Origin of the sequence: Aeromonas allosaccharophila (assembly GCF_016026615.1) — a bacterium.
In the GTDB taxonomy this organism is placed as follows: domain Bacteria; phylum Pseudomonadota; class Gammaproteobacteria; order Enterobacterales; family Aeromonadaceae; genus Aeromonas; species Aeromonas allosaccharophila.
Genome location: NZ_CP065745.1, coordinates 1,697,387 through 1,722,701, shown reverse-complemented (window position 1 = coordinate 1,722,701; position 25,315 = coordinate 1,697,387). Strand labels below are relative to the sequence as shown.

The 25,315-nt window shown below is 58.7% G+C and carries 24 protein-coding genes; 13 read left to right on the top strand and 11 right to left on the bottom strand.

The genetic code is table 11. The features are described 5' to 3' along the window. Positions 1–26: 26 nt before the first annotated feature. Positions 27–1,355 carry an IS4 family transposase gene (locus tag I6G90_RS07655; protein ID WP_197928825.1) on the top strand — a complete coding sequence of 443 codons (1,329 nt, stop codon included), beginning with the start codon at positions 27–29 and terminating at the stop codon, positions 1,353–1,355. 51 nt (positions 1,356–1,406) lie between these two features. Here I6G90_RS07655 and I6G90_RS07650 read toward each other — a convergent pair whose 3' ends face one another. Together I6G90_RS07650 and asp are read right to left on the bottom strand one after the other, a co-directional pair. Next, a complete protein-coding gene (locus I6G90_RS07650) occupies positions 1,407–1,865 on the bottom strand; it encodes a serine protease chaperone (protein WP_197930563.1) in 459 nt (152 codons plus the stop codon). A gap of 18 nt (positions 1,866–1,883) precedes the next feature. Beyond that, positions 1,884–3,758 carry a serine protease Asp gene (gene asp, locus I6G90_RS07645; protein ID WP_197930561.1) on the bottom strand — a complete coding sequence of 625 codons (1,875 nt, stop codon included), beginning with the start codon at positions 3,756–3,758 and terminating at the stop codon, positions 1,884–1,886. A 605-nt stretch (positions 3,759–4,363) separates the two neighbouring features. Here asp and I6G90_RS07640 point away from each other — a divergent pair. Further along, entirely contained in the window at positions 4,364–5,149 is a 786-nt protein-coding gene (locus tag I6G90_RS07640; RefSeq protein ID WP_197931180.1) for a MetQ/NlpA family ABC transporter substrate-binding protein, read from the top strand. 85 nt (positions 5,150–5,234) lie between these two features. Here the strand turns inward: I6G90_RS07640 and I6G90_RS07635 are convergent, their stop codons facing one another. Continuing rightward, a complete protein-coding gene (locus I6G90_RS07635) occupies positions 5,235–7,085 on the bottom strand; it encodes a DUF3413 domain-containing protein (protein ID WP_197930560.1) in 1,851 nt (616 codons plus the stop codon). Between the two features lie 48 nt (positions 7,086–7,133). Then, positions 7,134–7,361, bottom strand: coding sequence for a YejL family protein (locus I6G90_RS07630; RefSeq protein ID WP_005333874.1), 228 nt, complete (start codon positions 7,359–7,361; stop codon positions 7,134–7,136). Between the two features lie 73 nt (positions 7,362–7,434). Here I6G90_RS07630 and yejK point away from each other — a divergent pair, with 73 nt between their 5' ends. The 5 genes from yejK to I6G90_RS07605 all read left to right on the top strand — a co-directional run bounded on the left by yejK (position 7,435) and on the right by I6G90_RS07605 (position 13,923). After that, positions 7,435–8,496, top strand: coding sequence for a nucleoid-associated protein YejK (yejK, locus tag I6G90_RS07625; RefSeq protein ID WP_197930558.1), 1,062 nt, complete (start codon positions 7,435–7,437; stop codon positions 8,494–8,496). 408 nt (positions 8,497–8,904) lie between these two features. Then, the gene (gene malE, locus I6G90_RS07620) at positions 8,905–10,086 is read left to right on the top strand and encodes a maltose/maltodextrin ABC transporter substrate-binding protein MalE (protein WP_197931179.1); all 1,182 of its coding nucleotides are present in this window, start codon (positions 8,905–8,907) and stop codon (positions 10,084–10,086) included. Between the two features lie 76 nt (positions 10,087–10,162). Next, the gene (gene malF, locus I6G90_RS07615; protein ID WP_197930557.1) at positions 10,163–11,815 is read left to right on the top strand and encodes a maltose ABC transporter permease MalF; all 1,653 of its coding nucleotides are present in this window, start codon (positions 10,163–10,165) and stop codon (positions 11,813–11,815) included. 12 nt (positions 11,816–11,827) lie between these two features. After that, entirely contained in the window at positions 11,828–12,718 is an 891-nt protein-coding gene (gene malG / locus I6G90_RS07610) for a maltose ABC transporter permease MalG (RefSeq protein ID WP_197930555.1), read from the top strand. Between the two features lie 68 nt (positions 12,719–12,786). After that, entirely contained in the window at positions 12,787–13,923 is a 1,137-nt protein-coding gene (locus tag I6G90_RS07605; RefSeq protein WP_042658642.1) for an ABC transporter ATP-binding protein, read from the top strand. A 113-nt stretch (positions 13,924–14,036) separates the two neighbouring features. Here the strand turns inward: I6G90_RS07605 and ppk2 are convergent, their stop codons facing one another. Continuing rightward, positions 14,037–14,852 carry a polyphosphate kinase 2 gene (ppk2, locus tag I6G90_RS07600; protein ID WP_197931178.1) on the bottom strand — a complete coding sequence of 272 codons (816 nt, stop codon included), beginning with the start codon at positions 14,850–14,852 and terminating at the stop codon, positions 14,037–14,039. A gap of 128 nt (positions 14,853–14,980) precedes the next feature. On the opposite strand from ppk2, the gene I6G90_RS07595 reads away from it, so the two are divergent. Continuing rightward, the gene (locus tag I6G90_RS07595; protein WP_197930553.1) at positions 14,981–15,781 is read left to right on the top strand and encodes an alpha/beta fold hydrolase; all 801 of its coding nucleotides are present in this window, start codon (positions 14,981–14,983) and stop codon (positions 15,779–15,781) included. 97 nt (positions 15,782–15,878) lie between these two features. Here the strand turns inward: I6G90_RS07595 and I6G90_RS07590 are convergent, their stop codons facing one another. Genes I6G90_RS07590 through I6G90_RS07580 form a run of 3 tightly spaced genes read right to left on the bottom strand, consistent with a single transcriptional unit; the run spans position 15,879 to position 18,063 of the window. Further along, positions 15,879–16,685 (bottom strand): MipA/OmpV family protein, encoded by an 807-nt coding sequence (locus I6G90_RS07590; protein WP_139406263.1) that lies wholly within the window; start codon positions 16,683–16,685, stop codon positions 15,879–15,881. Between the two features lie 48 nt (positions 16,686–16,733). Next, the gene (locus I6G90_RS07585) at positions 16,734–17,804 is read right to left on the bottom strand and encodes an AI-2E family transporter (RefSeq protein WP_042059293.1); all 1,071 of its coding nucleotides are present in this window, start codon (positions 17,802–17,804) and stop codon (positions 16,734–16,736) included. 25 nt (positions 17,805–17,829) lie between these two features. Continuing rightward, positions 17,830–18,063 (bottom strand): sulfurtransferase TusA family protein, encoded by a 234-nt coding sequence (locus tag I6G90_RS07580; RefSeq protein ID WP_075112720.1) that lies wholly within the window; start codon positions 18,061–18,063, stop codon positions 17,830–17,832. 121 nt (positions 18,064–18,184) lie between these two features. On the opposite strand from I6G90_RS07580, the gene bepA reads away from it, so the two are divergent. Beyond that, positions 18,185–19,639: a beta-barrel assembly-enhancing protease gene (bepA, locus tag I6G90_RS07575; RefSeq protein WP_362808102.1), complete on the top strand. Its 1,455-nt coding sequence runs from the start codon at positions 18,185–18,187 to the stop codon at positions 19,637–19,639. Between the two features lie 100 nt (positions 19,640–19,739). On the opposite strand, the gene I6G90_RS07570 is transcribed toward bepA, so the two are convergent. Then, positions 19,740–20,222: a TlpA family protein disulfide reductase gene (locus tag I6G90_RS07570; RefSeq protein WP_197930552.1), complete on the bottom strand. Its 483-nt coding sequence runs from the start codon at positions 20,220–20,222 to the stop codon at positions 19,740–19,742. Between the two features lie 60 nt (positions 20,223–20,282). Between I6G90_RS07570 and arsC the strand changes: the two genes are divergently transcribed. Next, positions 20,283–20,633 (top strand): arsenate reductase (glutaredoxin), encoded by a 351-nt coding sequence (arsC, locus tag I6G90_RS07565; protein WP_197930550.1) that lies wholly within the window; start codon positions 20,283–20,285, stop codon positions 20,631–20,633. Next, complete coding sequence (locus I6G90_RS07560) at positions 20,630–21,013, top strand: DUF2069 domain-containing protein (protein ID WP_197930549.1); 384 nt, start codon at positions 20,630–20,632, stop codon at positions 21,011–21,013. Before arsC ends, I6G90_RS07560 begins: the two co-directional genes overlap by 4 nt. A 56-nt stretch (positions 21,014–21,069) precedes the next feature. Here I6G90_RS07560 and I6G90_RS07555 read toward each other — a convergent pair whose 3' ends face one another. Further along, on the bottom strand, positions 21,070–21,678 hold the full coding sequence (locus tag I6G90_RS07555) for an acyl carrier protein phosphodiesterase (RefSeq protein ID WP_197930548.1): 609 nt from the start codon (positions 21,676–21,678) through the stop codon (positions 21,070–21,072). A gap of 176 nt (positions 21,679–21,854) precedes the next feature. Here I6G90_RS07555 and iadA point away from each other — a divergent pair, with 176 nt between their 5' ends. Then, positions 21,855–22,985, top strand: coding sequence for a beta-aspartyl-peptidase (iadA, locus tag I6G90_RS07550; protein WP_197931177.1), 1,131 nt, complete (start codon positions 21,855–21,857; stop codon positions 22,983–22,985). Positions 22,986–23,076: 91 nt separating this feature from the next. Here the strand turns inward: iadA and I6G90_RS07545 are convergent, their stop codons facing one another. Then, the gene (locus I6G90_RS07545; protein WP_197930547.1) at positions 23,077–23,979 is read right to left on the bottom strand and encodes a lysine exporter LysO family protein; all 903 of its coding nucleotides are present in this window, start codon (positions 23,977–23,979) and stop codon (positions 23,077–23,079) included. 533 nt (positions 23,980–24,512) lie between these two features. On the opposite strand from I6G90_RS07545, the gene I6G90_RS07540 reads away from it, so the two are divergent. Continuing rightward, positions 24,513–25,283 carry an ABC transporter ATP-binding protein gene (locus I6G90_RS07540; protein ID WP_033138423.1) on the top strand — a complete coding sequence of 257 codons (771 nt, stop codon included), beginning with the start codon at positions 24,513–24,515 and terminating at the stop codon, positions 25,281–25,283. Positions 25,284–25,315 lie beyond the last annotated feature (32 nt).

The following is a 25,315-nucleotide window of genomic DNA, read 5'->3' as shown; positions in this document are numbered from 1 at the left end:
ACCTGTTGATTGGTTTCGGATTTTTTATGCGTATCGTACAGGCTCTCGACTTCCTCCACGCCAGCAATCCCGCTCAGTTTGAGTCACTCTCCGACCTCATTTCCCCCGAGCTCATCACAACTCTGCTCGCCGAAGAGGATGTCGTGACCCTGCGCCGTCGCCGCATGCCCATGGAGCGCCTGGTCTGGGCCATCATCGGCATGGCCATGTTCCGCCATGTCCCCATGACCCAGCTGGTCAATCAGCTCGATATCCTGTTGCCCGGTGACCGTCCCTTTGTTGCCCCCAGCGCCTTCCTGCAAGCCCGCCAAAAGCTCGGGGACAAGAGCATCGAGCGGTTGTTTCACGAGACAGCCTCGCTCTGGCACCAGCAGGCCAATCACCCCGGCTGGGCCGGGCTGCAACTGCTCGCCGTCGATGGCGTGATGTGGCGCACGCCCGATACCCTGGACAATACCGCCGCGTTTGCCAAGCCCGGCACCCAGCATGGCGAGACAGCCTATCCGCAGGTACGCATGCTCTGCCAGATGGAGCTGACCAGTCACCTGCTTGTTCAGGCTGTCATGGAGAGCTGCGCCGTCAACGAGATGGTGCTGGCCGAACAGCTTGTCGCGCGCACGCCGGACCACTCGCTGACCCTGTTCGACAAGGGGTTTTACTCCCTCGGTCTGCTACATGCCTGGCAAACTGCGGGTAGCGAGCGGCACTGGCTGCTGCCGCTCAAAAAGGGCACGCAATACGAGGTGGTACGCAAGCTGGGGCGCCAGGATGTGCTGGTGCGCCTGACGACCAGTCCACAGGCACGCAAGAAGTGGCCACAACTGCCGGATACGGTGGAAGCCCGCTTGCTGACTCGCAACATCAACGGCAAGGAGCGCCAAGTGTTAACCTCGATGGTCGACCCGATGCGCTTCCCGGGGACTGACATCGCTGAACTCTACAGCCATCGCTGGGAAATCGAGTTGGGCTATCGGGAGATGAAGCACAGCCTGCAACAACATCGACTGACCCTGCGTAGCAAGAAGGCGACGGGGATACGGCAAGAGCTGTGGGGCGTGCTGCTGGCGTACAACCTGCTGCGCAGCCAGATGGTGAAGATGACGGCGAGCCTGAAGGGATACACGGCGAGCCAGCTGAGTTTTCACATGGCGTCGATCTATCTTATCCATGAACTGAGCTGCATGCCCTACCTGTCAGCGGGGACTATCCCGAAGCGGGTAGCTGACCTGGAGAAACAGGCGGGGCAGTTTGTGCTGCCGGCACGAAGGGAGCGAAGTTACCCCCGCTGCGTGAAGCCAAGGCCACAGAGGTATAGTGTGAAAAAAGCCAATAAAAACAATGCCAGTCAGGCTTAACTGACTGGCATTAGGCCATGATGGCCCCCTTTGTTATCTGTGTGACGCGGCCTATTTCGGCTGCTGTTCGGCCCCCGATAGCTCGATCTGAACTTTCACTCCCTCGCTCTGGAGCTGGGTGGCGATGGCGTTGAGATCGGTGCCCGGTTTGGCCTCCAGCAGGGCGATACCACCGCTGCTCTGCTTGAAGATCAGGGCGTGGCGAGTCGCCAGTGCTTTGGCTGTGGCATCGTCAGCTTCCACCAGCAGGGTGCCGCTGACGGTGAGCTCGGGGCTGGCGGCCCCTTGCATCAACACGTCGCCGCGGCGCAGGGCCTGCTGCGGAGCCTTGCTGTCAAGGCTGCGGGTGACCCGCTTCTTGCTGCCGTTGTCGGGAATGAGATAGGTCTGGCCGTTCACCTCTATGGTGCTGTACTGCTTGCCATCCATGGTGACCGACTCCTCGGCGCAGAGCTGTCCAGAGAGGGGGGCCAGCAGGGTTGCCAGAAGCAAGGTAACAGGTTTGTTCATGGTAATACTCCTAGCGTGTTAGCTGCGGTTGGCATCGTGACCCAGGACCCGCAGGGACCATGAGATCAACTTGCCCGGTTGGCGATTGTTGCGCTCGGTCAGGGTGGTGCGCTCCCCGGTTTCGCGATTGAGCAGAGAGACCTGGCGGCTACCGTTGGCAACGTCGGTTACCTCCAGTCGCCAGTCGCCCTCGGCCGCTTCACCGTAGAACTTGTGGGAGAGCAGGCGCATATCACGCAGCCCTTTGGTGCGCACATATCCCAGTTTTTGCTGATCAAGGGATTGACCGACCAGGCTGTTGAACGGGTTCAGCAGGATGCTGCGGGTGCCAGCGGGGGAGACCAGCTCGATCAGCAGGTCGGGCAGGCGCTGGTGATCCAGACTCACCATCACCTGAACCGCTTCCACCGTCAATGGTGTCGCGATGCGGGTGGCGGAACGGGTCGGGCTGTTGCCTGCATCCGCAATGGTGGCGGTACTGCCGGTGACGCTGGTCTTCTGCCACGGCAACTGCACCAGGGGCGGCAGCGGCTGGTGGTTGGCTGCCAGCTCAAGGGCCTTGTTGACGTCGATCAGGCCAAAGCCGTAAGTGGGGCTGAACCACATGCCGGCGGCATTGCGCTCCCAACCTTCCAGCCCTTTCACATCGCGTACCTTGCCGGTGCTGCTGGTGTAGCTGACCATCACAGGTTTATGTGTGGCATCGACCCGGGTTGCGCTCCGAGCCAGCAGATCCCGCAGGTCCCGCACCGGCAAGTCCGGGTAGGCGGACATCAGCAGCGCCATGGCGCCGGAGGTGCTGGGGGTGGCGGAGGAGGTGCCGTTCATCACGCCGTTGTAGTCGCAGCTGGCATCCAGTTGTGGGTTGCCGTGCAGCCGGTTGGTGCTGGGATCATTGGTGCGGTTGTAGCCCATGTCGCAGCCGGGCAGATCCGTGGTGACCATCGCTGGCGAGTCGGTGCCATATTCGCCACCGGTGGCGCTCAGGAAGACGTTGCTGCCGACGCTGGAGTAGGAAGATCTGGTCCCGTTGGCGTTGAGGGCGCTCACCACCAGGTTCCAGAAGTTGCTGTTGGAGGGGTCGAGGTTGCTGTTTTCAAACGGCAATTTGGGGCCATTGCCGGTGCGGTTAAGCACATAGCCGCCCGCCGCTATCTTGTTGAAGCCGTTGCCGGCGGCCTTGATATAGGCCGCGCCCTGCGCCTTGAGGGTCTGCTGTTCAAACAGACGGTCGAGCTGGGATTGATCCAGAGAGTTGGCAGAGCGGGGATCCACCACACTCATGCCGTAGCTCTGGTTGAATACCCGGTTGTCGCGGCTGGCATCGCTGTCGCCAAGGGCGTAGAGCCAATCTTTCTGCAACTGCTGGCTGTTGTCATCCAGCAGGTTGAAGCCCTGCAGCTGGGCTCGCGGGGCGATCCCCTTGGTACCGATGGCGTTGTCTACCGCCGCAATGATGCCGGAGACCGAGGTGCCATGGGCCGTATCCGGAGCTGTCGGGGTCGGATCATCGCTGCCGGTCACCACGTTTTTCGAACCCGGACGCACATTGTCCGCCAGATCCGGGTGGGCGATGGCCAGACCATCATCCACGACGGCCACATTGACTCCCTGGCCCAGCACGCCGGTGCGATGAGCCCACCAGAGGTTGAGGTCGTTGCCCGCTACCCCGCCACGGGCGCTGAACCCATCCTGCCCGCTGTTGAGCAGATACCACTGCTGATCCTGCAGGGGATTGGTACCTGGCAGGCAGCGCTCGGTGCTGCTGCGTCCGATATCCACGCCGCTCTCCTTGCCGGTGAGCGGCGCACAACCTTCATTTGCCTGAACGAGCGCACTGGGCAGGGTCGACAGCAGTGCTGTGATCGCCAGTGCTAACGATGTTTGCTTCATTATTTTTAAACTCCATCTTGGATCGCACCATCCTGGGTGCGACGGAAATCTATACACGGGTGATGGAGATTCAAAAAGAGCCTTTTACAAAAAGTTGTACGAGGTTCAAAGAAATCCGATCCGGTTTATGGTAGGTATTCCAATGACGCTGGTTATGTGTTCTATTGAGAATGGTTCTCACCGCTCATTACTGATCTTTTTATCTGTAATTCACTCTCTCGTGACTCTCCTTCGCCGCAGCCATCCCGATTCGGGGCAATTCCGAGGGGAGGTCGTGCGCTCTTGAAAGTGAACGGCATGGTGGTGTGTGCCAACGTGAGTGCAGATATGCGTTCGGGGGTGACAGCAAGGGTGATGAGGTGGGGGTGGCCAGCGGTTTATTGCTTGGCGGCGGTGGATGGCTCTGTTATGGTAATCAAAATAGCCGTTTGGATGGCTAGATTGCTGTGGTGTAAAGGGCGTTGCCTCTGAGGACAAGCCCGCCGCAGTCCCATATTTTGATGCGTACCTGACAGGGAGTCCCTATGCCGTTTCGTTCCTTCTTACCTTCTTCTTGCACTGCTTCCTTGCGCGCCGCTGCTGGCGCCAGCACCTTTATTGCCGCGATGGCGGTCGGGAGCCTCTCTTTTTCCGCGGTTGCCGCCGATGCGTCTTTGCCGACCAAACAGGAGATCGTGATTGGTACCACGGTGGGGGATTTTGCCGACATGGTGACCGACTCCATCAAACCGCAGCTGGAGGCCAAGGGGTACAAGGTCAAGCTGGTGGAGTTCACCGACTATGTGACCCCCAATATTGCCTTGGCTGACGGTTCACTGGATGTGAACTGTTTCCAGCACAAACCTTATCTTGAGAGCTTTGCCAAGGATCGGGGGTTGTCGCTGGTGCCCATTACCCAGGTGCCAACCGGTCCGATGGGGCTCTACTCCGGCAAGCTGGCTGCACTCGACAAGGTGCAAGAGGGGAGCACGGTGGCCATCCCCAACGATCCCACCAATCAGGCGCGGGCGCTGTTGATGCTGCAGGATCTCGGTTGGCTCACCCTCAAGGAGGGGATTAATCCGCTCAAAGCGAGCGAGTTTGATGTGGTGAATAATCCGCACAATCTCAAGCTGGTGTTGCTGGAAGCCGCGCAGCTGCCCCGCTCGCGGGAGGATGTGGACTTCTCGGTGATCAACGGTAACTTTGCCGCTTCCAGCGGTATCCCGTTCAGTGAAGGACTGTTTCTGGAGCGCAGCTACGACTTCATCAACTGGGTGGTGGTGAAAAGTGCGGATGCGGATCAGCCGTTTGCCAAAGATGTGGCGGCGGCTTACAACTCGGCGGCGTTCAAGGCCTATGCGGCCAAGCGTTTCGTCGGCTACAAGTACCCGCAAGGGTGGGGTGGCTAACAGTCGCGAAAGTGGCCCCGCGATACAACGAAAAACGCCCCGAATTCGGGGCGTTTTTTATGGTATCAAGCCATCAGCGGGGGCTTCATTGGTTGCGATAGAAGCGGTTCAGCTCGTTCATCACCTGGATCATGGCGCCCATATCTGGGGTACCGTGCTTGATGGGGCGATAGCTGTTGCGCTCCAGCAGTTCGAAGTCACCCTGCTTGTTGAAGTGGGTGATGGTGTCGCCCTGATAGATGGCAAAATCGTTCTGATCCCCCGCCAGCAGCCAGTTACGGGGAGTGGTATCGAACAGATTGCGACCAATGCTGTAATCGCGTGCCGGATTGCGTACCCCCAGCATCCCCTGCATCAGGGTCGGGGCCAGATCGAGATGGCTGCTCGGCTGTTCCAGTACCAGGCTGTCGCGACCCGGCCAGGCAATCACCATGGGCACCTGCACCTGATAGGGGGAGTAGTTGCTACCCGCACCCCAGCTGTTGCTGCGGGTGTCGTTGAACTCCTGACCGTGGTTGGCAGTGATGACGACGACGGTATTGCTGTCCATCCCCTGCGACTGCAAGCTGGTCAGCATCTGCTCAAGCAGCTGGTCGGTATAGAAGACCGAGTTCTTGTAGCGGTTCTCCAGCTTTTGCAGGTTCTCCGCCCGATAGGCGGTCGCCGGGTTGAAGTTGGCCAGCTCCGGCTGGAACGGCCCCTTCATGGTCGCGGGCAACTGGTAGTCACCTGGGCTCGAGAGATAGACCAGCGAGAACCAGGGACGCTCCGGCGTGCGCTTGCCGAGCCAATGCTGCCAGTCGGTCAGCAGCTTGCCATCATCGATCTGTTCGGAGACAAACACCTGCTTGCGCAGGCCGGAGAGGATGCTCTTGCGATACTGCTGGGCATCTTCCATCGCGCCGAACAGCCCGAACTGGTAATCCTGACGCAGCATCTCGTCGAACAGCACCGGCGGACGCTTGTCGCTGCTGATGTCCTTGTAGTAGTGGCCGGGCAAGCCGTAGAACAGGCTGAACATCCCCATCAGATCGTCGTTGCCACCACTCATGTGGTTGCGGAACGTCAGGTGCTGATCCGCATAGCGCTGCAGATTGGGCATGTTGATGTTGTTGAGCATGTCAAAGCGCAGGGAGTCGACCACCACAATCAGCAGATTGCTGTGGGTCAGTGGCGCATTGACGTTGAGCGGGCGCAGCGGATAGTGCATCCGGCTGTCGCTGTCATCACCCTGGGATGCCGCCTGCTTCTCGTACTGATCCAGATCCAGCCAGCCATGTTTGGCCAGGAAGGAGCGGGCCGTCATGGGGTAGGAGAGGGGGAAGTTGGCTCTCTGCATGGTGATGGGCTGATAGAGGGTCGCATCCGCCCAGCTGTTGACCACGTGGGTCAGAATAAAGCAGACCAGCAGGGCCAACCCTACCTGATTGCCGTATTGGCGGCGCTTGCGCTTGTTGATCTTGCGCCAGACATAGGCCGACAGCAGCAGTTGCAGCAGGAAGATGGTCGGCACGGCGACGAAGATAATGCTCCAGATTGAGCCCTCTTCGGTCTGTGCCTGATCCAGCAGCAACTGCCATACCTGACTGTTGAGGTGAAACTTGAACAGCCGGAATACCTGGGTGTCGATCAGCAGCAGCACCAGCGCCAGGGTGGCGATGATGGCCGAGATGAATCGTAGCGGTTTCTCTTTGGGCAGCACGAAGCTGAGCGGAAAGACCGTCAACAGGTAGGTGACGAAGCTCAGGAACGAGAAGTGGCCAATCCAGCTTACAACGAGATAGATCACGCCCAGCGTGGTCGATGGCCAGCCGATGGCACCCAGATAGCGGGTGGCGATAAGCATGGCCAGGATAATGTTGAAGAAGGAGAACCAATGCCCCCAGGTGATCAGGCGAGAGACATTATCACGATAGGGGTTACCGGTTTCGACCATAGTGATCCATCTGCGTTGAGAAACGTCAAATCAACAGAGTCGCAGGACTCAGTGTGCGTCGTGGCGATTATCGACCGATGCGGTCAGGGCCTGGACAAACTTTTCAGTGATGGCCTGGCGCTGGGCCGGTGCCATACCGTTGATGATATTGGTGGTCAGATTGCCAAGCACCATAAGGCTGAGATCCACCGGCGCTTTATGCTTTTCCAGCGCGGTGATCAGGTCGTTCATCAGGGCGTCAAATTGCTCGTTATTGTACTTTGATACGATAGGCATAATCTTCAGTTCATCTCGGTTCAAAGCGCCTTATAATACTTCACCCTTTCGGCTAACACTATGGCTTTGTGACATGAGTCTCGATATCGACAAGATCATTCTTCACTCCTTGCGCCAGGGCGGCGATGGTCAACCCCACGCCGATACCCGCAGCCAGACCCTGCCTCCCGACGAGGCGGTACAGGGACTGATGGCGGAACTGCATCGGATTTACAACGGCAAGGGCGGCAAGGGTTTTGGCTTCTTTGCCGACCCCGAAACGGCCGTCGCCGAGCTGGCGGAGGGGGAAGAGGCCCCCAAGCAGCCCTCACCCGCGTTTCGTATCGCCCTTGAACAACTGCTCAGTGAGCAGACCGAATTCGTTCCCTTCTCGGTCAATGTGACCCAGATGCTGGTCAAACAGCTGGTGGAGCACGCCCTCGACGAGCAAGGGGTGCTGCTGTTTGCCAAATACAACTACGTCGGGGTCGATTATCTGCTGATTGCCCTGCTGGAGGGCAAGGAGAGCGTCACCGTCAGCGAAGCGCTGGAATTGCGCCATATCCAGTATCTGGATATCGGTAAACTCAATCTGGTGGCCCGCATTGATTTGACCGAATGGAAAACTCAGGCCGATTCGCGCCGCTATATCACTTTCAGCAAGGGACGCATCGGTCGCAAACTGGGCGACTTCTTTATGGATCTGCTGGGTGCCCGTGAGGGTATGGATGCCAAGGTGCAAAATAAAGGCTTGCTGCAGGCGGTCGAAGATTATTGCGACAGTCGCCAGCTCGAACCGACCGAGCGCAACGATTACAAAAAGCAGGTCTTCAAATATTGCACCGAACAGGCGAGTGCCGGTGAAGAGATCGAAATCAAGGAGCTGTCAGCAGAACTCTCCGCAAAAGATGGCGGTGACGGTGATCTCGATTTTTACAGCTTTATCGGTCAGGAGTATGAGCTGGAAGATCGCTTCCCGGCGGATCGCTCTACCCTGCGCGGCCTGACCAAGTTTGTTGGCTCCGGCGGCGGCCTGACTTTGAGCTTTGAGCAAAAGCTGTTGAACAGCCGCATTTTTTACGATCCCCAGACCGACACCCTGACCATCAAGGGCGTGCCGCCCAATCTCAAGGATCAGCTGCTGCGTCAGTCGTAGTGGGATCAGTAGTGTGATCAAGTCGTCATTTCTGGCAAAAAGAGACTCCGCCCCGGCGGGGTCTCTTTTTTATGCATCAAGGGGCTATTGGAGAAAGTGACTCGGTGTTTTGTTAACACTTCCAGCATGAATAATGCGCATGAAAGGGGTTTCACTTGTTTGAAAACCATTTCATGGTCGTATTTATATTTCATAATGGTAATTTAATTTCACCAAATGTAGTCGTTTATGCCGATAAATAGGGGTTTATCTCTATTTTAAGAAAATGTTTTCATGATTTTTTGGAGGTAATGACGTAATTGCATTTCAAAAATGCGAGTTGCGTCATGTGAGCCGTTTGCCGCTTGGGATAATATTCATCTCGCACACAATGCTCTTACAGCGCGGAACTACAACAAGGAAAGGCTCATGAAAAAGAAATTGCTGTCATCCCTGATCGGTCTGGCCACTCTTGGCGTCGCTTGCTCTGCTACTGCTGCCATCGATGAAGGCCAGCTGACCATCTGGATCAACGGTGACAAGGGATACAACGGTTTGGCTGAAGTGGGTAAGAAGTTTGAAGCAGAAACCGGCATCAAGGTGACTGTGGCTCACCCGGATCAGGTTGAAGTGAAATTCCAGCAAGCCGCCGCCACTGGCAATGGCCCGGACATCTTCTTCTGGGCAAACGATCGTTACGGTGAGTGGGTCAAAGCAGGTTTGCTCTTGCCAGTAACGCCGAATGCCGCAACCAAAGCCAAGTTTGACACTATGGCTTGGGATGCCATGACTGTTGATGGCAAAACCTATGGCTACCCGGTTGCCATGGAAGCGGTCAGCCTGATCTATAACAAGGATCTGCTGCCCGAGCCGCCGAAAACCTTCGAAGAGATCGCCGGTATCGACGATAAACTCAAAAAAGATGGTAAGCGTGCCATCATGTGGGCGTATACCTCTCCGTATTTTACCTATCCACTGATTGCGGCTAATGGGGGTTATGCCTTCAAGAAAACTGCGACCGGTTATGACGTTAAAGATACTGGCGTCAATAATGAGGGGACCAAAATCGGTCTGAATTACCTGTCCGATATGATTAAAAATGGTCATATGGATAAAGGTATTGACTACGGTGTGATGGATGCCAAGTTCAACAAGGGTGAAGTGGCCATGATGATCAACGGTCCCTGGGCCTGGAGCAACCTGGACAAGAGCGGCATCAAGTATGGCGTAGCGCCGCTGCCGACCCTGAACGGCAAGCCGGCCAAAGCCTTCGTTGGCGTGCTGGGTGCCACCATCAACGCCGCCAGCCCGAACAAGGATCTGGCCATCGAGTTCCTGGAAAACTACCTGCTGACCGATGCCGGTTTGACTCCGGTTAACACCGACAAGCCGCTGGGTGCTGTTGCGCTGAAATCCTTCCAGAAGACCCTGGAGTCTGATCCACGTATCAAGGCGACCATGCTTAGTGCCCAAGCAGGTGAAGTTATGCCCTCTGTTCCGGAAATGACCCGTTTTTGGGGTGGGTTCGAATCAGCACTGACCAACATTACCTCCGGTCGTCAGAGTGTTGATGACGCTCTTGCTGCTGCCGCCAAGCGTGTTGTCCAGTAACTTAGCATTACCTCGGGAGGCCAATATGGCCTCCCGCTCTCTCAAGTCTCTCTTGGCGTTATAAAGGTTAATTGGCATGGAAGTAGTACCTTCTATCGAGTCATATGCCGGTCCGAAGGATAAGCACTCCTGGCTCAAGTGGACCATTGCGGCCCTGGTCGCCATTCTCAACGGCTACGCAGCCGTAATGATGTATGCCAGTGGCGAGTGGGTATTCGCGCTGCTGGATCTGGTGGTGGTTTCCACCGGTCTGTATGTCTTCATGAACAAGAAGACCTATGCCCATCGCTACATCTTTCCGGGTGTGGCGGGCATGGTTGTATTTATCATTTTTCCGCTGGTTTACTCAATTGGCATTGCGTTTACCAATTATTCAGGTGTCAACTTGCTCTCCGTGGAGCAGGCGCGGGACTACCATCTGAAGAAAACCTACAAGGTGGCGGGCGGTGAATTCGATTTCTCCCTGCTGGGTGGCGACAATGGCCAGTTTCAGCTGCTGCTGACACAGGATGATCAATCCTTTATCAGTCAACCCGTTATTTTGATGAACAATAAGGATCGTGAACAGGCTGTTCGCGAAGGGAAGGTTCAAACCACGTCGCAAGTGGTCGAATTGCAACCGCTGGTTGGTGATGCGGAGCGCAAGGCGGCACCAGTTCGGGCGATCGTAGAGCACCGTGTGCATTTAAGTTCGCTGGATTTGGTGATGCCGGAGGGGGGCACTCATCTTACCTTGAGTGGTTTGCGCAAATTTGCCGCCCAGAAGCCGCATTACACTCGCTTGGTTGAGGGTATCAAACTTCAGTCTGGGGTGGTGATCAAAGACAGTAACCTGCTGCGTGATAACCAGAATGGCGAACTGATGCTGCCCAACGGTGACACCGGCTTCTATCAGTACATCGACGAACAGGGTCAGTTTGTCGGGGAGAGTATCGCTCCTGGCTTCGTGGTCAGCGTGGGCTGGAAGAACTTCGTACGGATCATGACTGATCCGGGTATCCAGGGGCCATTCCTGCAGATCTTCATCTGGACCGTTATTTTTGCTACCTGTGCCGTGGTTTTTACGTTGGCTATCGGTATGGTGCTGGCTTGTCTGGTGCAGTGGCAACCGCTTAAAGGGCGTGGTTTCTATCGGGTCATGCTGATCCTGCCCTACGCAATTCCTGGATTTATCTCCATCCTGGTGTTCAAGGGGTTGTTCAACCAGAACTTCGGTGAGATCAACATGTTTCTGGAAGCGGCGTTTGGTATCAAGCCGGACTGGTATACCAACCCCTTCCTGGCCAAGGTGATGATCCTTATCGTCAACACCTGGCTCGGCTACCCCTACATGTTGATCCTCTGCATGGGCCTGCTCAAGGCCATTCCGGAAGATCTCTATGAAGCGTCCGCCATGGACGGTGCCGGTCCGGTACAAAACTTCTTCAAGATCACCGTGCCGCTGTTGATGAAGCCACTGACACCGCTGTTGATTGCCTCGTTCGCCTTCAACTTCAACAACTTCGTGCTTATCCAGATGTTGACCAACGGTGCGCCGGACATCATCGGCGCCAGCACCCCGGCCGGAACCACCGACTTGCTGGTGAGCTATACCTACCGGATTGCGTTCCAAGGGGGCGGTGGACAAGATTTTGGTTTGGCCAGTGCCATCGCCACAGCTATCTTCCTCATCGTCGGTGCGCTGGCGCTGCTCAACCTGAAATTGTCCAAAGCCGACAAGCAGCTGTAAGGAGGCTTCAACATGGCAATCGTACAACCCAAATCAGTCAAATACCGGGTGTGGGCAACCCACCTGGTCATGTGGTGCTTCCTGGCGCTGATCATCTTCCCGTTGATCATGGTTATCGCCATCTCGTTCCGTAACGGTAACTTCGCAGTAGGGGAGATCATCCCCTCCAATCCGACCCTGGACCACTGGCGTCTTGCCTTGGGCATGACGGTTACCAACGCCGATGGCAGTCTGACACCGCCGCCATTCCCGGTGCTGACCTGGTTGTGGAACTCCATCAAGATCGCCGGTGTCACCGCCCTGATGATCGTGACGCTCTCCACCACCTGTGCCTACGCCTTTGCCCGCCTGCGTTTTCGTGGCAAGTCCACCATCCTGCAGGGCATGCTGATTTTCCAGATGTTCCCGGCAGTACTGGCGCTGGTGGCCATCTACGCGCTCTTTAACAAGATTGGTGATTACATCCCCTGGCTCGGTCTCAACACCCACGGTGGCCTGATCCTGGCGTACATGGGCGGTATTGCCCTGCACGTCTGGACCATCAAGGGCTACTTCGAGACCATCGACTCCTCTCTGGAGGAGGCTGCGGCCATCGACGGTGCGACCCCGTGGCAGGCATTTCGCCTGATCCTGTTGCCCCTGTCGGTGCCCATCCTGGCGGTAGTATTCATTCTGGTATTTATAGGCACCATTACCGAGGTGCCCATGGCCTCCATCCTGTTGCAGGATGTGAACAATCTGACCCTGGCGGTCGGGGCCCAGCAGTACCTCTATCCGCAGAACTATTTGTGGGGTGATTTCGCGGCGGCCGCAGTGCTCTCCGGTTTCCCCATCACAGTGGTGTTCCTGCTTGCACAGCGCTGGTTAGTCGGTGGCCTCACCGCCGGTGGTGTGAAAGGTTAAGTTTATGGCCGGGGGAGCTGTCTCCCCCCGCTATCACGATTTGCAAAGATTCAAGAGCGGAGCTCGTCATGGCTGAAGTAGTACTCAACAACGTTCGCAAAAATTACGATCCGGCTGTTCACAAGGACACCCTGCGCAACATCAACCTCTCCATCAAGGAAGGGGAGTTCATCGTCTTCGTCGGCCCGTCCGGCTGCGGTAAATCCACTCTGCTGCGGATGATCGCGGGTCTGGAAGACATCACTAGCGGTGAGCTGACCATCGGCGGTCGTTACATGAACGACGTGCCGCCAGTCGAGCGCAACGTCGGCATGGTGTTCCAGTCCTACGCCCTCTATCCCCACATGAACATCTACGAGAACATGGCCTTTGGCTTGAAGCTCAAGAAGATGGACAAAGAGAACATCCACAAGCGGGTGATGCGCGCCGCCGAGATCCTGGGTCTCGAGCCGCTGCTGGACCGCAAGCCCAAGGCGCTCTCCGGTGGTCAGCGTCAGCGGGTTGCCATCGGTCGCTCCATCGTGCAGCAGCCGCAGGTGTTCCTGTTTGACGAACCGCTCTCCAACCTGGATGCCGCGCTGCGGGTCAAGATGCGGATCGAGATCGCCAAGCTGCACAAAGAGCTCAACTCCACCATCATCTACGTGACCCACGATCAGGTGGAGGCGATGACCCTGGCCGACAAGATCGTGGTGCTGAGCCCGCTCAAGGGCGAGGCGGCCACCAACCTGGAGCAGTTCGGTTCACCGCTGGATCTCTACCACAACCCGGACAACAAGTTCGTGGCAGGCTTTATCGGCTCTCCCAAGATGAACTTCCTGGCGGGCGAGTTGCTGGAGATTGGCGAGCAGGAGTGCGTGGTCAAGCTGACCTCCGGCGATACCGTGCGTGCCCGGGTCGATGCCCGCAGTGGCGCGGTGGGTGACAAGGTGGAGTTGGGTATTCGTCCCGAGCACCTGATGCCGCTGGATCACCCCCATGCGCACAGCAAGGTGAGCGGGATCGTGCAGGTGGCCGAGCACCTGGGCGCCGAGTCCTTCGTCTATATGGATGTGGATGGTCACGACTTTACCGTCAAGGCCACCTCGGATGTGGATGTGGCGACCGGTCAGACCTACAGCGTGGGTATTCCGGCCGAGGCCTGCTACCTGTTCGATGCCAAGGAGCAGGCGTTCCCCCGTACCGCCAAATATATCCGTACCTGATTTTTTTGTTGTGCTGGTTTTCCTTATTATTCAATGCCTTTTTGCCGGTCGTCAGACCGGCTTTTTATTGCCTGTAATTCTGCCATGGGAGAATTCAGGCTAGGTGACAGGGCTCAGGCTTCGAGGTCGGCGGTAATATCGGGCACAAAGTTCTGGCTGGTCAGCGGCGGGCGCTCATAGCCTTCGGTCTTGATGGGGGGGAGCTTGATGGGCTCGTAGTGGATCGCCTCGTAGGGCACCTTGCCCAGCAGATGAGCGATGCAGTTGAGACGGGCACGGCGTTTGTCGTCCGCCTCCACTACGAACCAGGGGCAATCCTCGGTGTCGGTGTAGGTGAACATGTCATCCTTGGCGCGGGAGTATTCCACCCAGCGCGAGCGGGACTGCAAATCCATCGGGCTGAACTTCCAGCGCTTGATGGGGGTGTTGATCCGCTCTTTAAAGCGCTTCTCCTGCTCCTCATCGCTGACCGAGAACCAGTATTTGATCAAGGTGATGCCGGAGCGGATCAGCATCCGCTCAAACTCGGGGCAGGCGCGCAGAAACTCGCGATACTCGGCGTCGCTGCAAAATCCCATCACCCGCTCGACTCCGGCCCGGTTGTACCAGGATCGGTCAAACAGCACCATCTCGCCAGCGGCGGGCAGGTGGGCCACATAACGCTGAAAGTACCACTGAGATCGCTCCCGATCGGAGGGGGCGGGCAGCGCCGTGACCCGGCAGACCCGGGGGTTTAGCGGCTCGGTGATCGCCTTGATGACGCCCCCTTTACCGGCGGCGTCCCGTCCCTCGAACAGTACCACTACCTTCAATCCCTCCTGCTTGACCCACTCCTGCAGCTTGACCAGCTCCTCCTGCAGATGGGCAAGGTGGTGCTCGTAGCACTTCTTGTCCAGACGCGGCCGCTTCTTGCTCTTCTCCTTCGCCATGGGCTTCTCCTTTTGGCATCCTTTCATGGGTGACTTCTTTGAGTCACTGTCAGCTTGCACCAGGGAGGCGTCACCTGCCAAGGGGGACGTGATACACTGCCCGCCCATCGCTGGCAACAGGAGATAACATGAAGCATTTTATGGAGATAGCGGGCCGCCGGATGGCCTATCTGGACGAAGGGCAGGGCCCGGTGCTGCTGTTTGGCCACAGCTATCTGTGGGACAGCGCCATGTGGGCGCCGCAAATTGCCGCGCTCAAGGGCAGCTATCGCTGCATCGTCCCCGAGCTGTGGGGCCACGGTGATTCCGATGTACTCCCCGACGGTGGCTGCACCCTGGCGACGCTGGCGCGCGATCACTTGGCATTGCTCGATGCCCTCGGCATTGAGGAGTGCGTGCTGGTGGGCCTCTCCATCGGCGGCATGTGGGGTGTTGAGCTGGCGCACATGGCGCCAAACCGTATCAAGGGTCTGGTGCTGATGGACAGCTTTGTCGGCCTCGAGCCGCAGATCACCTGCGAACGCTACCTTGGCATGCTCGCTGCGATCGAGCAGCTTGGTTCCATTCCGGCACCCATCATCGAACAAGTGGCGCCCATCTTCTTTGCCAACCAGCCCGATGCCGCCTTGCTGGCCGAGTTCAAGGCGCGGCTGGCCAGCTGGCCAAGCGACAAGATCGCCGCCATGGTGGCGGTGGGTCGCAGCTTTGTGACCCGCGAAGATCGTATCGAGTGGCTGGAAGAGGTGACGGTGCCTGCGCTGGTGATGACCGGTTGCGAGGACAAGGCCCGTCCGGTGCTGGAGGGCTATCTGATGGCCGAGGTACTGGGTTGCCCGTTCAAGGAGATCCCGGCGGCCGGTCACATCTCTTCCATGGAGAACCCCGCCTTCGTCAATCAGGCGCTCGGTGAGTTTCTGGCCGCGCTGTAAGCCAGACGCAAGTTATAAACAAGGGAGCCATTGGCTCCCTTGTTGCGTTTGGTGATGAGGCTGGCGTCTATTGGCGCAGCCTGCTAGCTGACCTGCGTTACCAGATATAACCCAGCGCAAAGCCTGCATAGAGCTCGCCATCGTGCTGGACGATGGGACTGTTTTTGATGTCCCGATCATACCATTCGTAGTTCATGGCAAACATGCCAATCCAGTTGGGGCTGAAGCGGTAGCTGGTGATGAGCGCCGCCATCGGGGAGAGGGTGGTACCGGTATCCCAAGCGGGCCGCTGGGCGGTCGCCTCGCTCTCGGAGATGCCGCCGAAGTAGTAGTTGGCCATCTTGTCGCTGCGCAGCATCAGCCCCATGCCGGGCATGATCAGCAGGTTGTCGCGCAGGATGGGGAAATCGGCCCACAGCAGCAGCTCCTGTCCCTTGCTGCGGCCGGTGACATCACTGTTGGCGCGGATGGTCAGCAGGGCGTAAGGGGTGACGATGTTGCCGCCAATCCCCCCTTCCAGCTGCCACTCACGCTGCTCCATGCCGCTGAAGGCGGGCGAGTCCTCGGGATCCAGATTGCCAAAACGCACCCGGCCATAGCCGTAGAGGGCGACGTTCTCATCCTTGTGGAAGTAGTAGCGGGCCCGATCTCCCAAAAACATCAAGTCGTCGCCGAAGTAGATAAAGCCGGGGATGGCGTAGACGGCGTTGTCCTGCGCTTCGTAGCGGGCCTGTCCCCCGATCAGGGTAGCGCCCACCACCAGCCCTTGTGGCACCGGGCTGGTGGGGCTGTCACTGGCCAGCATATCGACCGAGCCGAGATCGATCTCGGCCTGTGCCGGGGTCACGGTGGCAAGCAGCAGGGCCATTAGCCCGCCAAGGGGGATGCGACGTGAAAGGGTCATAAGCGCTCTCTGGGAGTCAGTGGCTGAAGGCGTGGCCGCAGTGGCCGGTTATTTGACGGCATGGGCATTATCTTCCCGCTTGGGCCAGGCGTTGATTACCGCCTTGACCAGGGTGGCGAGGGGAATGGCGAAGAAGACCCCCCAGAATCCCCACAAGCCGCCAAACACCAGCACGGCGATGATGATGGCCACCGGATGGAGGTTGACCGCTTCCGAGAAGAGCACCGGCACCAGCAGGTTGCCATCGAGGGCCTGAATGACCAGATAGGCCACCATCAGCCAGGCAAACTCCGGGGTGAGCCCCCACTGGAACAATGCCACCATGGCCACCGGCACGGTCACCACGGCGGCGCCGATATAGGGAATCAGCACCGAGAAGCCGACCGCGACCGCCAGCAGCACCGAGTAACGCAGCCCCATCAGGGCGAAGGGAACATAGGTGGCGATACCGACGATCAGGATCTCGATCACCTTGCCGCGGATGTAGTTGATGATCTGGTTGTTCATCTCCACCCACACCCGGTTGACCAGGGTGCGGTTGCGCGGCAGGAAGCGGCGCAGACTGCCCATCAGTACCCGTTTGTCCTTGAGCATAAAGAAGACCATCAGCGGCACCAGAATGAGGTAAATCATGATGGCAACTACGTTCACCAGCGAGCTGAGGGAGGCGCTCACCAGATGCTCGCCGCCACTGAGGATGCGCTGGCGAATATTGTCGATGACCGTCTCCACCAGACTGACATCAATCAGCTCGGGGTATTTGTCCGGCAGGGTGCGCACATAATCCTGAGCGTGAGTCAGCATGGCGGGCGCCTCTTTGGCCAGATTGATCCCCTGACTCACCAGCGTCGGGATAAGACCCAGCAAGGAGGCCACCGCCACTGCAATAAAGAGGATCAGAATGACGCTGGTGGCCAGGGTGCGCGACAGCCCCGCTTTTTGCAGCCGGGCGACCGGCCACTCCAGCAAATAGGCCATTACCAGCGCCACCAACAGCGGGGCCAGCAGATCGCCAAACAGCCAGATGATGGTGAAGCAGAACACCAGCAACAGGAAAAGGGTAACGGCATCGGGATCGGAAAAACGGGTCTGATACCAGCGCTTCAATACTTCTAACATGACTGCATCCTTACATCACTGGGGCTCAAGATGGCTGTTTCGCCCCGACAACCAACTGCAAAGAGAGGGTATTGTCCGGTTGTTGCTGCATCTCGACATGGTGGCCCTGACGCTGCAGATAGGCCGGAATATCCTGCCGGGAGCCCGCATCGGCCAGCCGGATGGTGACGGTTTGACCGCTTTTGGCCTCCCGCAACCAGAGCTTGAGCCGGATCAGCGGCTCGGGGCAACGCCAGGGGGTCAGGTCGAGAACTTCCATGGGGACTCCATCAGGCAGGTGGCCGCTATTATGGCCGTGATAAGAGCGTGAAACAACGCTTGTAGCCCTTGATGGGCAAGGGTATTCTGCCGAGGCCCTTTCTGATGGAGATAGAGATAACGTGGCACGCTTTTCCCCCCTGATGGCATCGCTTCCCCTGCTGGCTTCCCTGATGGGCGCCACGTTTCATGCCGAGGCCAACAACCAGCTTCCCGACATCGGCACGGCCGGGGTGGCGGCCCTGCCCATCGAGCAGGAGGTGCGTTACGGCAACGCCTTTATGCGCTTTGCCCGCGCGGGCCTGCCGATCATCGATGATCCGGTGCTGAGCCAGTACATCGACGATCTGGGTCAGCGACTGCTGACCAACGCAGATGGGGTGCGTTTCCCGTTTACCTTCTTCCTGATCAATGATCCCACCATCAACGCGGCCGCCTTCCTCGGCGGGCGGGTCAAGGTGCACACCGGCCTGTTCCTCTACGCCGACAGCGAGAGCGAGTTGGCCTCGGTACTGGCTCACGAAATCACCCACGTGACCCAGCGCCATATCGCCCGTTACATGGAGGCGCAGGCGAGCAGCTCGGCAGTGACCCTGGCCGGACTGGTGGGCTCCATCGCGCTGGCGGTGATCAACCCGACCGCCGGTATCGCCGCGCTGCAGACCACGCTGGGCCTCTCCATGCAGTCTGCCATCAACTACACCCGCGACAACGAATATGAAGCGGATCGCATCGGCATGAAGACTCTCTACGATGCCGGTTTCGATCCCATGGGGATGGCCAACTTCTTCCAGAAACTGGCTGCCGAGTACCGTTATGCCAGCAAGCCGCCGGAAATGCTGCTCACTCACCCGTTGCCGGAGACCCGGATCAGCGAGGCCCGCGCCCGTGCAGGCAACTATGGCCGCCGCGACTTGCCGCCCAGCCTCGACTTCTGGCTGGCCAAGGTGCGTATTCAGGTCCGTTTTGGCACCGATACCCCGCAGGGGTTGCTGAGCTACTTCGATACCCGGATCCAGAAGGGGGATTACCCGCTCAAGGATGCCGCCATCTATGGCAAGGCGCTGGCGCTGATCCAGCTCAAGCGCACTGACGAGGCTGACACCCTGATGCAGGAGCTGGCGTCCCGTCATCCGGAAGATCTCTTTATCGTCGATGCCCAGACCGACATCGATCTGGCCAAGGGGCGTAGCGCCCAGGCCATCGCCCGCCTCGAGAAGTTCCGCAGCCGGATGCCGGATAACGAAGTGGTGGTGGTCAACCTCGGCAACGCCTACCTCGAGAGCGGCAACTACAAGAAGTCCATCGCCATCCTCGACCCTTATGCCCGCGAGCATGAAGAGAACAATCTGGCCTGGAACCTGCTGGCCGATGCCTATCGCAAGGCGGGCCGGATGACCGAACTGCATATGGCGCGGGCCGAGATGCTCTCGCTGCGCGGGGATTATCAGGCGGCCATCGACGAGCTGATCGTTGCACGCGGCACCACCAGCGATCGGATGACTCTGGCTCGTCTGGAGGCGCGCATCACCGAGCTGGAACGCGCCAAGAAGGATCTCGACAGCCTCAAGGGCTAACGACAGCTGGCATTGGCCAATCCAACAAGGGCGCACCACGGTGCGCCCTTGTTGTTTATGGCGGTGACGTTGATGTGGGTAACGGTGATAGCACGGCTCGTTAGTGGCTCACGCGGCTGATGGTCGCCTTGAGCATCTCGATGTTCGACGGGTCCAGTTCACCGATCAGCGTCTGCTTGAGTTTGCCCTCGCTATCGAGCAGATAGCTGGTAGGCAGGGCGCCCGGACGAGGGAAGGGGAGCTTGGCATCCTCATTGGCAATCAGGAGCGGCACCTTGATCTCATATCGGGTTGCCAGTTGCCCCAGCTCTGCCGGGGTCATCGGGTCGTAGTTGATCGCTACCACGGCGATCTGGCCTTCTGCCGCCAGCGCGTTGAGGCGCGGCATCTCCCGCAGACAGGGGGCGCACCAGGGGGCGAAGTAGTTGACCAGGAGCGGCTTGCCGGCAAAGTGGCGCAAGCTGACCGGCTGCCCTTTGGCATCGGTAAATTCGGGGGCGGGTGTGCAGGCACCCAGCAGGCCAGCCACAATCAGCCAACAAATTCGTTTCAATTCCTTTCCACTGCCGCTTACCCTGACCATCACTTTCCCCTACAATAGCGCCGTTTCTAGTCCCATCTTGCGATTAATCAGGGAGTTACCATGAGCGAGACCCAAATCTACCACAATCCGCGCTGCTCCAAGAGTCGCGAAACCCTGGCCCTGCTGGAACAGCACGGGATCGCCCCTGATGTGGTGCTCTATCTGGAGCAGGCCCCGAGCGAAGATGAGATCCGCAACCTGCTTGCTCTGCTCGGTTTTAGCGATCCGCGCCAGCTGATGCGTACCAAGGAGGATCTCTATAAGGAGCTGGGATTGGCCGATGTCAGCGGTGATGCCCTCGTTAGCGCCATGCACCAGCATCCCAAGCTGATCGAGCGTCCCATCGTCATCAAGAATGGTCAGGCCCGCATTGGTCGCCCGCCTGAGCAGGTGCTGGAGATCCTCAAGTGAGCACCCGCTTCGCACGTTGGCTGACCCTGGTCGGCTTCTTCGGCCTGCTGGGCTGGGTCATCCTCTGGCATCTGTGGCTGTCACCCCACCCGGACCTCAACCCCTGGCTGCTGCCGGTGATCTGGACGGTGCCGCTGCTCTTCCCGCTCAAGGGGATAGTGCAGGGCAACCCCTACACCCACGCCTGGGGCAACTTCGTGTTGATGCCCTATTTCTTGCACGCTCTTACCCTGATCACCACGGATGAGGGAGAGCGGTGGCTGGCGGTGGTGGAGCTGCTGTTCACTACCCTCGCCTTTGTCGGCACCATCTACTACGCCCGACTGCGTGGTCGGGAGCTTGGCTTAAGCATTCGCAAGAAGAAAGATGAAGCCAGCTGATGACAAACGCCCCGCAAGGGGCGTTTTTTATGGGGAAGCAGGTCTATCCAGAGGGATCACTGTGCCCCTTGCGCTGCCCGATATTGGGCCAGCTGCTGCTGGCTAAAATCCATCAGCTGGGGATAGAAGCGCAGAAATCCCGCTTCACATGTTTGCCACTGCGACTCATCGAGGGTCAGCAGTGCCTCTCCCAGTTGTATCGGGCGGCGCAGTCGGCGACCGATGCCGTTAAGCGCTTGCCCCAGCCCCTCCCTGTGGCGATAGGAGGCGATCCAGTTTTGTTCGGCCATTCGCTTGAGGGGGAGTGGCAACCCGTCCGGCAGATGCGGGTGATCCGCCAATAGCTGGTCATAACTGCGTTGCAGGAAGCTGGGCAGGGGCTCGGTGCTGAACCGCCCCCAGTGCTGGCTCAGCCAGTGGTCGTAGATCATATCCACCACAATGCCGCCAAAGCGGCGCCAGGGGGCTTCGAAGCTGGCAACGGCCGCCTTGTGCTCGGGGTGGCTGTCGGTGAAGGAGTCGATTTTGCGGTGCAGCCAGATCCCCTCATCGAAGTGGGCCGCAAGAGCGGTGGGCAGCGGTCCTTTGATAAAATCCCCCAGCAGGTTGCCGGTGAGGGAGCTTCGGGTGTGGGCCGCCAGATGGAGATGGGCCAGAAAATTCATGGAAAAGTCGCTTCGCAGAGGGACAGTGCCGCTGAGCCTAGCGGATCCGCTTCCCCTTGCCTATGGATGCAATGACAAGGTGTTTGGCAGGAAGGGCTTTCACCGGGCCGCCAATAGTGGGTAAATAGGGTTTTGCCTCGCGACATTTCACCGGATTGAGAGAAGGAGTAGCCATGATGTTGACCCTGATCGAGGGGGCCGAGATCTTCAGCCCCACCCACCTTGGCCAGCAGGATCTGCTGGTGGCCGATGGCCGTATTGCCTGGATGGGCAAGGGGTTGACGGTGCCTGCAAACTGGCCGCTGAATCGGGTCGATGGTCGTGGCAGTTATCTGGTGCCCGGGCTGGTGGATCCGCTGGCCCATATCACCGGCGGTGGCGGTGAGGGGGGCTTTGCCTTTCGCACCCCGGAACTGGCGGCATGCGAGGCGCTCAAGGCCGGTGTCACCACCCTGGTGGCGGCGCTCGGTACCGACAGCCTGACCCGCACTCCCGCGCAGGTGATCGGCAAGGTGCGGGAGTTTCGCGCCGCTGGGGTGAGCGCGTTTATGTATACCGGCTCCTACCATCTGCCGGTGAAGACTCTGACCGGCACGGTGGAGTCGGACATCATCCTCATTCCCGAGGTATTGGGGGTGGGGGAGGTGGCCATCAGTGACCACAGATCCAGTGCGCCGACCCACCACGAGCTGGCCAGGCTTGCCAGCGAGGCGCGGGTGGCCGGGTTGCTCGCGGGCAAAAGCGGGGTCAGCTTCTTCCATATCGGGGATGGCAAGGGGGCATTGGCCCCCCTGCGGGCGCTGCGCGATGAGACCGATATCCCGCTGCGCCAGCTCTATCCCACTCACTGCAACCGCAATCCCTGGCTGTTTGCCGAGGCCATCGAGTGGGGCAAGGCGGGAGGCTGGGTCGACCTCACCACCTCGAGCTTCCCCGATCTGCTGGAGGATGGTGAACGGCTTGCCGCCGATGGGCTGGCCGAGCTGCTGGCCGCCGGTGTGCCTGCCGAGCGCATCACCTTCAGCTCGGATGCCAATGCCAGCCTGCCGCGCTTTGATGGCGAAGGTCGGCTTATCGAGATGCGCTGCGGCCAGATTGCCAGCCTGTGGCAGCAGTGCGTGCGCGCGATCCGGCTCGGTGTGTCGCTGGAGAGGGCGTTGGCCGCGGTGACGAGCAATCCGGCGCAGGCAATGGGGCTTGGCAGCAAGGGCCGTATCGGGGTCGGGCAGGATGCGGATCTGCTGCTGGTGCACACCCGGACGTTCGCTATCGAGCGGGTGATGAGTGGCGGACAGTGGCGTGGATAAGTCATAGATAAAGTAGGCGTGCGGTATACCCGGATAACACAAGCCCGACAGTCGTGTCGGGCTTTTTCGTGCTGGCTGCGGGCAAATGCAGTTAGATCGCCAGAAACCCGAGGATCAGGATGGGGCCGAGCAGGCTCAGGATAAAGCCGGAGACAATGGCCACCGGTACCACCTGAATGCCCCCCGATTTCTGGATAACCGGTAGGGTGAAGTCCAGCGCCGTGGCGCCGCCGTAACCGATGGCGGCCGATGGGTGGCGACGCATCAGCACCGGAATGATCAGGATGGCGATAAGCTCACGGCCCAGATCGTTGATAAAGGCGGCCGAGCCCAGCACGGGCCCCAGTTTGTCGGCCACCAGAATGCCGGAGAGCGAGTACCAGCCGAAGCTGGAGCTCAGGGCCAACCCGTGGCTCAGGGGCATGCCCAATAGCTGGGCGGCCAGCAGGCTGCCAATCCAGCTGCTGATGATGACGGTGAAGGCGATCTTCATCCCCCAGGGATTGAGCAGGATCTGCCGCAGTCGCATGCCGGAGTTGCGCATCTGCACCCCGATGAGAAACAGCAGCAGCATCAGGGCCCACTCGCTCCACTTGTCGATGGGCAGGGCGCGCAGATCCACCAGCAGCCCGAGCAGCACGCCGCCGAGCACCACAAAGCAGAGCTGCAGTGACTCCCACAACAGGTGCAGCTTGCTCGGCATCCTGGCATCGTTTGCCTCGTGGGTCGGCGGCGTGCGCTTGTCGAGCCACCAGAGGGCCAGCAGGTTACAGACCGTGATCGCCGCCAGCATCACCCCGGCGACCTTGAAGATCACCGCCAGATTGCTGCCCAGGTTCTCCACATAGGCAAGCCCCAGCCCCATCAGAAACAGGATGAGGTAGACCATCTTGCCCAAACTCTGGTTGACCAGCTTGATCAGTCGGGCAGTGGAGAGGGGAACCAGATAGCCGATTGCCAGTGGCAACAGGATCAGCAACACATTGAGCAACATCGAGGCCTCGATCACAAAAACTGATAAAAATACCACCTTATCATTACTTATTGGCTCTGTGTCACATATCTCTCGCTTTCATGGCCGAAAACAGCCCTTTTTTGAGGGTGTTGTTACTTTTTCGCCACAACTCGGCTGTTTGTTAAGGTTCTGTGCGAGCCCGAGTGAACCAATGAAATCAAGTTGATCCGATCGGGGGGCTGATCTTTCGCTCTGCAAGGGGGTGCATAAAGCGATTTCGGAGCCGGTTTGGCACGCATCACGCTTTTCTCTTGCCACTGATATGATTGGGGTATAAAAAGGCGGTATCTGAATAGCCATTGAAACGGCTGTTTATGCAAACAAAGTGCTGAAAAATACGCAAAGAGCGAATAAAAATAGAGCGAATCCCCTGAAGACCCTCGTTCTGTATTGTTTTTTCACTATCCGGGTGATATTTTCGCTGAAGGTTGCCATCGGTTAACTTTTTGTTAAATGGACGATGGTTGAGTCACGCCCCCTGCGGCGTCTAGGGACAGACAAGGTTGTAATGGATGAGCGACGTTGCCGCACTGGAAGTACGTGATCTGCACAAATATTTTGGCACCCACGAAGTGCTCAAGGGCATCGACATGACCGCCCACAAGGGGGATGTCATCTCCCTTATCGGCTCCTCCGGCTCGGGGAAGTCGACCTTTCTTCGCTGTATCAATTTGCTCGAAACTCCCTCATCCGGCACTGTCTCGCTCCATGGCGAGCTGATTGCCATGAAAACCAACCGGGCCGGTGAGCGGCAACCACAAGATATGCGTCAGGTGGAGCGGATCCGCAGCCGACTGGCCATGGTGTTTCAAAGTTTCAACCTCTGGTCACACATGACCATCATGCAGAACATCATCGAAGTGCCGATCCAGGTGCTCAAGGTGCCCCGCGCCGAGGCGATCGCCAGAGCCGAGCATCTGCTCAACCGGGTCGGGCTGTGGGAGCGGCGCGACTACTATCCCGGCCATCTTTCCGGTGGTCAGCAGCAGCGAGCCGCTATCGCCCGTGCGCTGGCGGTGGAGCCCGAGGTGATGCTGTTTGACGAACCCACCTCGGCGCTGGATCCCGAGCTGGTGGGGGAGGTGCTCGGCCTGATGCGCGAGCTGGCCGAAGAGGGGCGAACCATGCTGGTGGTGACCCACGAGATGTCGTTTGCCCGGGATGTATCGAACAAGGTGATGTTTCTGCATCAGGGGCGGGTGGAAGAGGAGGGCAACCCCAAGGAGATTTTCGCCCATCCCAAATCCGAGCGGTTCAAGCAATTCATCTCCTCCATCTACTGATGGCGGAATGTCGAGTTACCCAATCAACTGTT

Bases quoted from the DNA above. Each gene is read 5' to 3' on its own strand.
- I6G90_RS07595 (WP_197930553.1), top strand. From the start codon at position 14,981: ATGAAGCATTTTATGGAGATAGCGGGCCGCCGGATGGCCTATCTGGAC.
- malG (WP_197930555.1), top strand. From the start codon at position 11,828: ATGGCAATCGTACAACCCAAATCAGTCAAATACCGGGTGTGGGCAACC.
- I6G90_RS07605 (WP_042658642.1), top strand. From the start codon at position 12,787: ATGGCTGAAGTAGTACTCAACAACGTTCGCAAAAATTACGATCCGGCT.
- I6G90_RS07585 (WP_042059293.1), bottom strand. From the start codon at position 17,804: ATGTTAGAAGTATTGAAGCGCTGGTATCAGACCCGTTTTTCCGATCCC.
- malE (WP_197931179.1), top strand. From the start codon at position 8,905: ATGAAAAAGAAATTGCTGTCATCCCTGATCGGTCTGGCCACTCTTGGC.
- I6G90_RS07650 (WP_197930563.1), bottom strand. From the start codon at position 1,865: ATGAACAAACCTGTTACCTTGCTTCTGGCAACCCTGCTGGCCCCCCTC.
- I6G90_RS07640 (WP_197931180.1), top strand. From the start codon at position 4,364: ATGGCGGTCGGGAGCCTCTCTTTTTCCGCGGTTGCCGCCGATGCGTCT.
- I6G90_RS07590 (WP_139406263.1), bottom strand. From the start codon at position 16,685: ATGACCCTTTCACGTCGCATCCCCCTTGGCGGGCTAATGGCCCTGCTG.
- I6G90_RS07545 (WP_197930547.1), bottom strand. From the start codon at position 23,979: ATGTTGCTCAATGTGTTGCTGATCCTGTTGCCACTGGCAATCGGCTAT.
- asp (WP_197930561.1), bottom strand. From the start codon at position 3,758: ATGAAGCAAACATCGTTAGCACTGGCGATCACAGCACTGCTGTCGACC.
- I6G90_RS07555 (WP_197930548.1), bottom strand. From the start codon at position 21,678: ATGAATTTTCTGGCCCATCTCCATCTGGCGGCCCACACCCGAAGCTCC.
- arsC (WP_197930550.1), top strand. From the start codon at position 20,283: ATGAGCGAGACCCAAATCTACCACAATCCGCGCTGCTCCAAGAGTCGC.
- I6G90_RS07635 (WP_197930560.1), bottom strand. From the start codon at position 7,085: ATGGTCGAAACCGGTAACCCCTATCGTGATAATGTCTCTCGCCTGATC.
- I6G90_RS07540 (WP_033138423.1), top strand. From the start codon at position 24,513: ATGAGCGACGTTGCCGCACTGGAAGTACGTGATCTGCACAAATATTTT.
- yejK (WP_197930558.1), top strand. From the start codon at position 7,435: ATGAGTCTCGATATCGACAAGATCATTCTTCACTCCTTGCGCCAGGGC.
- I6G90_RS07655 (WP_197928825.1), top strand. From the start codon at position 27: ATGCGTATCGTACAGGCTCTCGACTTCCTCCACGCCAGCAATCCCGCT.
- iadA (WP_197931177.1), top strand. From the start codon at position 21,855: ATGTTGACCCTGATCGAGGGGGCCGAGATCTTCAGCCCCACCCACCTT.
- I6G90_RS07630 (WP_005333874.1), bottom strand. From the start codon at position 7,361: ATGCCTATCGTATCAAAGTACAATAACGAGCAATTTGACGCCCTGATG.
- I6G90_RS07570 (WP_197930552.1), bottom strand. From the start codon at position 20,222: ATGGTCAGGGTAAGCGGCAGTGGAAAGGAATTGAAACGAATTTGTTGG.
- I6G90_RS07580 (WP_075112720.1), bottom strand. From the start codon at position 18,063: ATGGAAGTTCTCGACCTGACCCCCTGGCGTTGCCCCGAGCCGCTGATC.
- ppk2 (WP_197931178.1), bottom strand. From the start codon at position 14,852: ATGGCGAAGGAGAAGAGCAAGAAGCGGCCGCGTCTGGACAAGAAGTGC.
- malF (WP_197930557.1), top strand. From the start codon at position 10,163: ATGGAAGTAGTACCTTCTATCGAGTCATATGCCGGTCCGAAGGATAAG.